This window comes from Kribbella sp. NPDC051620 (genome assembly GCF_044453825.1).
Classification (GTDB): domain Bacteria; phylum Actinomycetota; class Actinomycetes; order Propionibacteriales; family Kribbellaceae; genus Kribbella.
Genome location: NZ_JBITDB010000001.1, coordinates 1,382,361 through 1,392,815, shown reverse-complemented (window position 1 = coordinate 1,392,815; position 10,455 = coordinate 1,382,361). Strand labels below are relative to the sequence as shown.

Below are 10,455 nucleotides of genomic sequence, written 5' to 3'. Positions count from 1 at the left end.
CGCTGCGTCAGCCGCTTGAGGGCAGGGCGAGCGGATGCGCCCGCTTCGGGGCAGGGCGGACGTGCCCGGTTGGGCTCGGGGCGGACCGGTGCTTCGGGCGGGGCCCAGCCTGCGGAGCGGTCCGCTAGGCGGTCGGTCCTGCCAGGGCGGCATGGGCTGCGGCTTCTACGTGGTCGCGGGCTGCTGCTGTTGCGGCGGCCCGGTCGCCGGCGGCGATGGCGTCTACTACGCGGATGTGTTCTTTCCACGAGTGCGGAGCGCGCTGGGCGGCGCCGAGGCGGAAGACCCAGTGCACGTGGTGGTACATGGCCGCGGACAGCGACGCCAGCCACCGGTTGCCGCTGATCTCGATCACTGCGAGGTGCAGCGCACTGTTCAGCTCAGCGACCTGATCGAAGTCCTCTGCCTCCGTCGCGGCGCTAGCGTCGTCCAGCAGCTTCCGCAGCCGAGCCACGTCCTCCTCGGTCGCCCGCTCAGCCGCCAGCCCGGCCGCGAGCGTCTCGAGCTGCTCCCGTACGGCGAACAGATCCCGGATCGCCGTCTCGTCGAGCGTCGCCACCACGGCACCACGCCGGGGCAGGATCTCCACGAACCCCTCGGTCTCGACCACCCGCAGCGCCTCACGCACCGGATTGCGGGACACCCCGAAGTCGTCGGCCAACCGGTTCTCGGTCAGCCGCTCACCCTGCGCGTAGTCACCGTCGACGATCCGCCGCCGCAACTCGGCGAGCACCTGATCCCTGAGCGCAAGGTGATCGCCACCGATCGTCCGCGCCATCGCCTCTCCCCCGTACCGCTGATCCACCCCGAACTCCCCTCTGGCCGCACCTGGTTCCGCAGCACCCTACCCGCCGACAGCTCCAGCACCCCGCAACCCCGATCATCGGTATCTCCACCCCGACGACGGTCGAGCTCGATCGACATGCTTCGGACGGTAGCCCGCGAAGCGTCAGCGCTTGAGGATCTTGAGCACCGCCGCGGTGGTGATCGGGTGATAACCGGGCCGCGCGGTCTCGAACACCTGACTCGCGAACTCCCGGCCGTCCTCGGTCCGTACCAGCGCCTTGTAGACGGGCAGCACCAGCTTCATCCGGCCCACCCGGGTCAGGAAGGCGGCCAGTTCGCCGTACGCCGGCGTGTAGGTGCTCGCGGCAACGATCGCGTACCAGCGACGGGCGATCTCGCCGTTCGCGGTACCGGTGAGATCGAACTCCCGATCGAGCTGCCGCAACTGCTCCGCCGTCAGCACGTCCGGCGCGGCGTCGAGGAACCGCAGCCACTCCTGCGTCGTCCAGTGCTTGGCGCCGTCAGGCAGCTCGCCGGTCGCGAGCCAGCGCGCACGCGACTCGTCGACGATCTCGAACCGCGCAGAGATCGCTCTCTCGGCGAAGGCAGGGATGCCCGGCTCGTCCAGCCAGGCCGCGATCTCCGCAGCCGTCACCACACCCGGGTGCTTGGCCAGCAACTGCTCCTGCAGATGCTCGACGAAGTCGTCGGAGTTGATGCTCTGGAACGCGAAGCGATCGAAGTACCCGCGCAGGAAGGGGTCGAAGATCTCCCGCGTGAACCGCTCCTCCAGCCAGGTCAGGAACCAGCAGCCCTTGAGCGGCCCGAGCCCGGTCGTGCCGTGGTACTGCGACCGGTGGTTGAGCCCCGGCAGCTCGGCGGCCTGCTCCGCCGCGGAGAGCGGATCCAGCTTCACTACGGTCGCATGCTGCTTGATCGCCGTCTCCATCACGGCCAGCTCAGTGCCGTACACGGCCTCGACGATCCGGTACTCGACGTACGCCGTGAAGCCCTCGTTGAGCCAGATGTCGTCCCAGCTGTCCTGGGTGACCAGGTTGCCCGACCAGCTGTGCGCGAGCTCGTGCGCGACAACGTTGACCAGCGACTTGTCCCCGATCACCACGGTCGGGGTCGCAAACGTCATCCGCGGGTTCTCCATCCCGCCGTACGGGAAGGAGGGCGGCAGTACCAGGATGTCGTAGCGGCCCCACCGGTACGGTCCGAAGACCGCCTCGGTGACGCGCATCATCTCCTCGATGTCGGCGAACTCGGTCGCCGCCCGCTTGGCCATCTCCGGCTCCGCCCAGACACCCGTCCGGGTGCCGATCGGCTCGAACACCAGGTCGCCCGCGGCGATCGCCAGCAGGTACGACGGAATCGGCTCCGGCATCACCACGTCGTACGAGCCGATCCGGCGCGACTCCGTGCCGTTGTCGGCGCTCATCAGGACCATCAGCTCGGGCGGGGCCGTGATGTGCGCGGAGTAGCTGAATCGCACGCTCGGGGTGTCCTGGACCGGGACCCAGCTGCGGGCGTGGATGTGCTGGGACTGGCTGAACATGAACGGCATCACGCCGCCCGCGGTCATCGCCGGCTCCAGCCACTGCAGCCCGGTCGCTGTCGGCGCCGTCCGGTAGCTCACCCGAACCTGCTCGTGCTGCCCGGTCCGGATCGTCAGCGCCGAGCCCAGCTCGCTGTCCGGGACCGCCAGGCTGTACTCGAGCGGCTCCCAGCCTCCCTCGACCGCGCCCTCCACCGCGAGGACGGTCAGATCCCGCGTATCCAGGACCAGCCGATCGCCCGGGCCACTCCAGGCGAGCGTGTGCGTGGCCGTACCGGACAGCACCTTGGCGGTGAAGTCCAGGTCGAGGTCCAGCGCGAGGTGGGTGGTGCGCACCAACGCCGGTTCGGCGTAGGAGTGGCGATCGTGGCTCACAGGGGCTCCCGAGGCAGAATGTCGTTCGCAGGACATTACCCACGGAAAGGCCCGATGACGCGGCCGATTAGGGCCACGGGCAGCACCGTGCCAAAACCGGTTCAGACGGGGAACCCCTGCTGGACCAGCGAAATGGGGACAGGATGGCGCAGGGACGGCCCGAGCTCGTACTGCAGCGGAAGCCGTTCGGATCGTGGCTGCTCGGGCCGGCCGGTCAGTCACCACGGCTGCTGCGGATCCGCGCCCAGGTCCTGCTGAGCATCTTCTGCATCGGTACCAGCATCGTCGGCGCCTCGGTCGTCTTCGTGCTGGCCGTCTTCGTCCTGCCGGGTCCGCCGGCCAACGACGAGCTGAGGCTGGTCCGGGCGATCGCGGTCCCTGCGTACTTCGTCGTCGCGCTGGCCGTCGGGGTGGTGCTCAGCGCCCGGCTCGCCGTCCGGACCACCGCGTGGGTCCTCGAGGACCGGCCGGCCACCCGCCGGGAGCAGATCGCCACGCTCCAGCTCCCGCTGCGGCTGACCCTGGTGGAGGCCGGGCTCTGGTTCCTGGCCACGATCTTCTTCACCGGGCTGACCCTCGCGCTGCAACCAGAGGGCGTGCTCCGGGTGCTGGTGACCATCGTCGACGGCGGAATCGTCACCTGCACGGTCGCGTATCTGCTGTCCGAGTTCACGCTCCGGCCGATCGCCGCCCGGGCACTGGCCGACCAGGCACCACCCAAACGCCTGCTCGCGGCGGGTCTGAAGGCGCGGACGCTGTTCTTCTGGGCGGTCGGTTCCGGCGTACCGGTGCTCGGGCTGATGCTCACCGCGGTGCTCGCCCTGATCGACGGCGACGTCTCGCCGACCCGGCTGGCGGTCATCATCCTTGCCCTCGGCACCGTTGTGCTGACCTGTGGCGGCTTCCTCACGTTCCTGACCGCCAGGTCGGTGGTCGCGCCGGTACGGTCGGTGCGGAACGCGCTGACGGTGATCGGCGACGGGGAGCTGAACGTGCACATCCCGGTCTTCGACGGTACGGAGCTCGGCTCACTGCAGGCCGGGTTCAACCGGATGGCGGCCGGCCTTCGTGAGCGGGAGCGGATCCGCGATCTCTTCGGCCGGTACGTCGGGCCCGACGTCGTCCGGGAAGCGTTGGCCAGTGATGCGCTCGGCGGCGAGGAACGCTTCGTCGCGGTGCTGTTCGTGGATCTGGTGGGCTCGACCGAGCTGGCGGCGGTCCGCCCGCCTGGCGAGGTCGTCGCGTTGCTGAACAGGTTCTTCGAGATCGTGGTCGACGAGGTGGATCGCCAAGGTGGCTTCGTCAACAAGTTCGCCGGCGACGCGGTGCTGGCCGTCTTCGGCGCGCCGGCCGAGCTGCTCGACCCCGCAGGGAGCGCTCTCCAAGCCGGTCGCGCGCTGGCCCGGCGGTTGGCTCGGGAGTTGCCTGAGGCAACGGCCGGGATCGGCGTCACCGCCGGCACGGTCGTGGCCGGCACTGTGGGGGATGTACGCCGCCACGAGTACACGGTCATCGGCGATCCGGTGAACGAGGCGGCCCGGCTGACCGAACTGGCCAAAGCCGTCCCCGGCCGCTTGCTTGCCTCAATGGCCGCCGTCGACGAGGCGGCTCCGGCCGAAGCCGTCCAGTGGAAAGCCGGCGAGGAAGTGACCGTCCGCGGCCGTAACCGCCCAACCCGGCTAGCGATTCCCACCTAGATGCTCAGCATTCACACCTAAGTACTCATGCAGCAGGGCGGCGCCGTGCAACATGGCTCGGGTCCGTCGATCGTGCGCCGCGCGCCTCTCCGCGACCGCCGCACGCAACGCCTCAGCGCTCCCGGTCTGCCGCAGTCCATCCAGCACCGGCCGGATCTGGTCGAACCCGTACCGCCCCCGCCGCAGCATCGCGATGATCCGCGCATCCCTCACCTGCACCGGACCATACCGCCGGTACTTCGTCCCCGCCTCCCGCACCGGCATCAGCAACTCCGCCGCCTCCCACACCCGCAATGTCGACGTCCGCACGCCAAGCTGCGCCGCCAACTCCCCCACCAGCAGATCCGGTCCGTTCACCACCGGTACGCCGTCCAGGAACTGCTCAGCCGCCTCCCCCAGCGCCTCGCTCGCCACGTCCGTCGCGAGCCGCTGCTCATGCAACCCGGCATGGCTCGCATCGATCAACCGGAACGCGAGCGCCTGATCCCCCGCGTGAACGGCCTGCATGATCCGCGTGGAGGTCTCATGCCCGAAGCCAGGCACCAGCGCCCGAAACGTCAGCATCGCCTGCAGATGCACCTCGTCGTACTGCCGGTAGCCCGACTCACTCCGCGGCACCTCGGGCAGGATCCCGGCCGTCTCGTAGTTCCGCACCAGCTGCGTCGAGATGCCGGCCCGGCGCGCCAGGTCGACCGGTCGCAACGCCATCGGTCAGCGCCCGCCCGCCACGTCGACCATCGAGCCGGTCATGTACGACGCGCGATCCGAGGCGAGGAACGCGATCAGCTCGGCGACCTCCTCGACCCTGCCCGGCCGGCCCAGCGGCGGCGTACCGCCGATCCGCTCGAGCCGGCCTTCCTCGTGAATGTCGGTCTCGATCAGCCCGGGCCGGATCCCGAGCACCCGGATGCCTTCCTTCGCGACCTCGTTGGCCAGCCCGATCGTCATCGTGTCGACCGCCGCCTTGCTGCTCGCATAGTCGACGTACTCGCCCGCCGACCCCAGCACGGCACCTCGCGACGACACGTTGATGATGACTCCCCCAGCACCACCGGCCACGGTCGACATCCGGCGTACCGCCGCGCCCGCGACGAGGAACGCCCCGATCGTGTTGATCCGGAAGACCCGCTCCAACCGCTCGACGTCGTAGTCGGCCACCCGCCCACTCGGCGACACGATGCCCGCATTGTTGACCACGGCACCTATTGCACCCAGCTCGCCGGTCACCGCATCGAAGAGCGCCTCGATCTGCTCCGGCTCAGCGACGTCAGCCTGTACGGCGTACGCGCGCCGCCCGGCCTTCTCGCAAGCCGCCACCACCTGCGCGGCCTCTTCGGACCGTGTGCGGTAGCTGATTCCGACATCCCAACCGTCTGTCGCCAGCGCGATCGCCGCCGCCGCTCCGATCCCACGACTCCCACCGGTCACCAACGCCGTACCGCGGCGCGCTGCTGTCTCAGTCATGCCGCCCAGCCTTTCACGCAGGCGGTCTGAACACCGCCACCTGTACTTCGTTGTCGCTGAACCCCAACGACCGATAGATCCGGATCGCCAGGTACTCCGGATCGGCGACCATCACCAGCGTGTGCGCCCCCACCTCGTCGAACCCGTGCCGCGAAGCCTGGTGGACCAGCGTGCTCGCGAGTCCCTGTCCGCGGTCATCGGGATGGGTCTGGACATTCTGGAAACGAGCCACGCCCGAGCCGTCCGTCGCCAAGCCCAACGAAGCCTGCAAGCGATCCCCGTCGAAGGCGCCGAACCACTGCCCGTGGCCGGCCTCCCAGAGAGCGCGTTCCGCCTCGACCCGCCGCCGGTTGAACACGAGGTAGTCGTCGTCGATCTCCATCGTCGCGGCCGTCAGGGAGAGCGTGACCTGCTGCTCCCAGTCGTCATCGCTGCTGAGAGTCCGGTACTGCGAAGTCGTGTTCGGCCGGGCCGGCGGTCGAACGGCCTTCGCGCTCATCACGGTGCTGGGGTCGAGCTTGAGGCCCGCGGCGCTGATCTCCTCAACGCTGCCGACCGTTCCGTCGGTTGTGTCCAGGCCGAGGGCGAGGTGCTCCGCGTCGGGGAACTCACTCTTGAAGATCTCTTGCCGCTTGACGAGGTCACCTGGCCCGAACGGCGTCCGGAAGAGCAGGTAGTTGCCCCACCAGAAGCCCGGGTTGGCCGGGGTCCGGACCACGACGTAGTCGCCCTGGTCGGTCAGTTCGCTGCCGCTCAGCTCGAGCAACATCAGGTCGGTGCGGTAGCCGAGGTTGGAGATCGGGATGTCCACCTCACCATCGTCGGGGTGACGTCAAGACGATTTGCGCGACGGCCGCCACCTCGGGCTCCCACTGCTCTGGGGTCCACTGCTCTGGGGTCCACTGCTCTGGGCCGCCGCGGCGATGTTGCGTTGCATGCCGCCGAAGACGATGCCGTGGAAGGGCTTGATCGCCCACCAGTACAGGTGTCCGGGCAGTCCGTGCGGATGGAAGAGCGCTCTCTGCCGGAACACCGTCCGGTTCTCGTCGTCGGTGTCGACGACCAACTCCAGCCAGGCGAGCCCCGGCAACCGCATCTCGGCGCGCAGCCGGAGCAGCTTGACGTCCTCGATCTCCTCCACCCGCCACCAGTCGAGCGGGTCGCCGACGGACAGGTCGTTCGGGTTTCGGCGGCCGCGACGCAGCCCCGGGCCGCCGAAGACGCGGTCGAGGACGCCTCTGGCCCACCAGCCGAGCCGCCAGGAGTACCAGCCGTTGCCGCCGCCGATGCCCTCGATCACCGACCAGAGTTCCTCAGGCGTCGTCGAGATCGCGCTCTCCCGCTCGTCGACGTACAGGGAACCACCGGACCAGTCCGGGTCGCCCGGCAACGGATCGCTCGGGGCGCCCGGGGTGGACGCCGAGGCCCAGCTGGTCGTGACGTCGAGGTCCTGGACTCGCTTGAGCGCGAGTTCGACGGCACGGTCGAAGCCGAGCAGGCCGCTCGGGGGATCGGCGACGTGCTGGTCGATGTCGTGTTCCTTGCAGACCACCTCGTGGATGAGGCTGTCGACGAGGGGTCGGGCGATGCTGTTCGGCACGGGTGTCACCAGGCCGACCCAGTGGCTGGACAGCGAGGGGGTGAGCAGCGGGAGGGTGATGATCCGCCTGCTGGTGAGGTGGGCGACTGCGGCGTACCGCTGCATCATGTCGCGATACGTCAGTACGTCCGGACCGCCGATGTCGAAGCCTCGGCTGACGGTCGCGGGCATCTCGGCGCTGCCGACGAGGTACAGGAGGACATCGCGTACTGCGATCGGCTGGATCCTGGTGTGCAGCCAGCGCGGGGTGACCATCACGGGCAGTCGGTCGGTCAGGTACCGGAGCATCTCGAAGGACGCCGAGCCCGAGCCGATGATCACCGCGGCGCGCAGGACGGTTGTCGGTACGCCTGACGCGAGCAGGATCGCGCCGACCTCGCGACGCGAATCGAGATGTGGCGAGAGCTCCTCGCCCTGCGGGTAGAGGCCGCCGAGATAGACGATCCTTTGGACGCCGGCGTCTCGGGCGGCGGCTCCGAAGGTCAGCGCGGTATGACGGTCCCGGGACTCGAAACGCTTGCCGGTGCCGAGGGCATGGATCAGGTAGTACGCGACGTCGACGCCTTCCAGCGCCGCGTCGAGTTGATGGCGATCGCCCGCGTCGGCCTCGACCACCTCGACCTCGTCGTACCAGTCGCGGTCCCGGAGCCGGCGCGGATTGCGGGCCATCGCGCGCACCCGGTAGCCGGCTTTGAGCAGCTCGGGCACGAGCCGGCCGCCGATGTACCCGGTGACGCCTGTGACGAGGACGAGCTTGTTCGTATCCATATGAGTCGTTCGGTGCCCGGCCGGCTCTGGATCATGCTGTGCCGCACAAGTTTGACATGCAGCCTGGCGGCTGCCTATGGTCGTTATGCAGCCAACTGGCTGCATGAACGGAGTGGTGATGGACGACGAGGTGTTCCGGGCGCTGGCCGATCCGAGCCGGCGGCAGTTGCTGGACAGCCTGAACGAGCGCAACGGACAGACCCTGAGCGAGCTGTGCGCGGGGCTGTCGATGGCCCGGCAATCGGTCAGCAAGCATCTCGCCGTACTGGAGAGCGCGAACCTCGTCACCACCGTCCGGCGCGGCCGGGAGAAGTTGCACCACCTGAACGCCGAGCCGATCAACGCCATCGCGGACCGCTGGATCAACCAGTACGACCGGCGGCGGGTCCAGCTGTTCGCCGACCTCAAGACAGCATTGGAGACACCACCAGTGAGCGACAACGACTTCGTCTACACGACCTACATCAAGACCACACCCGAGCGACTTTGGCAGGCCCTCACCGATCCGGTTTTCACCCAGCAGTACTGGGGTGTGCAACACCGCACCGACTGGAAGGTCGGCTCCCCCATCGACTGGGTGATGGGCGACGTCACCATGTCCGGCCCCGGCCAGGAGGTGCTCGAGTACGACCCGTACCGGCGCTTCGCCTTCACCTGGCACCACATCACCCCCGAGTTCGCCCAGGCCACCGACATGGACGACGACCTGTTCGCGCGGACCAGCGCCGAGCCCCTGTCCCGAGCAAGCTTCGAACTCGAGCCCGATGGCGACCAGGTCAAACTGACCGTCATCCACACCGGCTTCGAGCCCGGCAGCGCCATCCGAGCCATGATCGAAGACGGCTGGACCAAACTCATCTCCGACCTCAAGTCCTTCGCCGAGTCCCCCGCCTTCCAGCCCGTCAGCTGAGCGGAGGTCGGTGCTGGACTTTCGGGGAGTTCGGCAGTTCTCTGGAGGGGTGGATTCCGTCGACCGGTGGCTGCATCGCCGACACGGGGAGTTTCTCGAGAGTGGGGACCGGCACGTGCGCGGCCTTGTCGCGGATTCGTGGGGCCGGTCGATCGCGGCCGGGCTGGACTCCGACGTGGCGGCGCCGTTCGCCTTCCAGGCCGACGAGCTTGCGGCGTACCGGGCTGAACATCCACTCTCCGCGGTCTTCCCGCTGCTGTACGACGTACTGGGCCGCGCCGCCGAGGACAGCGACTACGTGATGGCCGTCGGCGACAGCGATGGCCGGCTGCTGTGGGTGTGCGGTCGGCCCGAGGCGGTTCGCGCGGCGGACAGCATCCACTTCAGCGAGGGGGCTTGGTGGGCGGAGCGCCAGGTCGGTACCAACGCTCTCGGCACCTCGTTGGAGGTTTCGGGGCCGGTCCAGATCCGGTCCGCGGAGCATTTCACCCTGCTGGTGCAGCCCTGGTCGTGTGCGGCTGCGCCCATCTACGACCCGGAGACGCAGCGCGTGCTCGGCGTCGTCGACATCACCGGCAACGCCGACGCCAGCTCGCCACAGTCGCTCGCGCTGGTCAGGGCGGCGGCCCGGATGGCCGAGGCCGAGCTCGGCCGGTTGATGACGCTTCGCAAGGTCCGGGGCGACTCCGGCCGCCGAATGCGGATCTCGGCGCTGGCCCGGCCGGACGCCGAGGTACGCATCGACGGCCGCGACCTGCGCCTCAGCCGGCGGCACAGCGACATCGTCGTACTGCTGGCCGAACACCCCGAGGGCCTGACCGCCGACGAACTGTCGGACGCGCTCTACGGCGAAGAGGACCATCGTTCGTCACTCCGGGGCGAGGTCACCCGTCTGCGCGCCTTGCTCGGCGCCGACGTGGTTCGATCGCGGCCGTACCGGCTGCATCCGGACATTTCCGCCGACTGGCTCGAACTGGCCGATGACCTCGACTCGCACCTGCTGTCGTCAGCCCTGCGCCGGTACGCCGGACCGCTACTGCCGCAGTCCGAAGCGCCCGGTGTAACGGCTGCGCGCAACCGGCTCGAGCATCAGATTCGTGACGCGGTCCTGCAGACGTACGACGTCGACCTGGTCGCCGCGTGGACCCGCTCGTACACCGGAGTCAACGACCTGGCCGCGTGGGAACGCCAGCTGATGCTGATGTCCCCCGCGTCGCCGTTGTGGCCGGCGGCCCAGTCCGAAGTGCGCCGTCTGCGCTCCGACTACGGACTGGACCAGGCCGAGGGGTGAAGG

9 protein-coding genes are annotated in these 10,455 nt (G+C 69.0%); 3 read left to right on the top strand and 6 right to left on the bottom strand.

All coding sequences use genetic code 11. The features are described from left to right. Positions 1-124: 124 nt before the first annotated feature. Positions 125-805 carry a GntR family transcriptional regulator gene (locus tag ACIA12_RS06120; RefSeq protein WP_396365698.1) on the bottom strand — a complete coding sequence of 227 codons (681 nt, stop codon included), beginning with the start codon at positions 803-805 and terminating at the stop codon, positions 125-127. A 144-nt stretch (positions 806-949) separates the two neighbouring features. Further along, the gene (locus ACIA12_RS06115; RefSeq protein WP_396365697.1) at positions 950-2,722 is read right to left on the bottom strand and encodes a M1 family metallopeptidase; all 1,773 of its coding nucleotides are present in this window, start codon (positions 2,720-2,722) and stop codon (positions 950-952) included. A gap of 143 nt (positions 2,723-2,865) precedes the next feature. On the opposite strand from ACIA12_RS06115, the gene ACIA12_RS06110 reads away from it, so the two are divergent. After that, on the top strand, positions 2,866-4,419 hold the full coding sequence (locus ACIA12_RS06110; RefSeq protein WP_396365696.1) for an adenylate/guanylate cyclase domain-containing protein: 1,554 nt from the start codon (positions 2,866-2,868) through the stop codon (positions 4,417-4,419). Here the strand turns inward: ACIA12_RS06110 and ACIA12_RS06105 are convergent. Genes ACIA12_RS06105 through ACIA12_RS06090 form a run of 4 tightly spaced genes read right to left on the bottom strand, consistent with a single transcriptional unit; the run spans position 4,402 to position 8,251 of the window. Continuing rightward, positions 4,402-5,127: a MerR family transcriptional regulator gene (locus ACIA12_RS06105; protein ID WP_396365695.1), complete on the bottom strand. Its 726-nt coding sequence runs from the start codon at positions 5,125-5,127 to the stop codon at positions 4,402-4,404. The two genes, ACIA12_RS06110 and ACIA12_RS06105, sit on opposite strands and share 18 nt — an antisense overlap. Before the next feature lie 3 nt (positions 5,128-5,130). Further along, positions 5,131-5,883 carry an SDR family oxidoreductase gene (locus ACIA12_RS06100; protein ID WP_396365694.1) on the bottom strand — a complete coding sequence of 251 codons (753 nt, stop codon included), beginning with the start codon at positions 5,881-5,883 and terminating at the stop codon, positions 5,131-5,133. Between the two features lie 13 nt (positions 5,884-5,896). After that, the gene (locus ACIA12_RS06095; RefSeq protein ID WP_396365693.1) at positions 5,897-6,694 is read right to left on the bottom strand and encodes a GNAT family N-acetyltransferase; all 798 of its coding nucleotides are present in this window, start codon (positions 6,692-6,694) and stop codon (positions 5,897-5,899) included. A gap of 21 nt (positions 6,695-6,715) precedes the next feature. Beyond that, a complete protein-coding gene (locus tag ACIA12_RS06090; RefSeq protein ID WP_396365692.1) occupies positions 6,716-8,251 on the bottom strand; it encodes an SDR family oxidoreductase in 1,536 nt (511 codons plus the stop codon). Between the two features lie 103 nt (positions 8,252-8,354). Here ACIA12_RS06090 and ACIA12_RS06085 point away from each other — a divergent pair, with 103 nt between their 5' ends. Both ACIA12_RS06085 and ACIA12_RS06080 read left to right on the top strand, forming a co-directional pair. Beyond that, positions 8,355-9,161: an ArsR/SmtB family transcription factor gene (locus ACIA12_RS06085; protein WP_396365691.1), complete on the top strand. Its 807-nt coding sequence runs from the start codon at positions 8,355-8,357 to the stop codon at positions 9,159-9,161. Positions 9,162-9,276: 115 nt separating this feature from the next. Then, entirely contained in the window at positions 9,277-10,452 is a 1,176-nt protein-coding gene (locus tag ACIA12_RS06080; protein ID WP_396365690.1) for a GAF domain-containing protein, read from the top strand. Positions 10,453-10,455 lie beyond the last annotated feature (3 nt).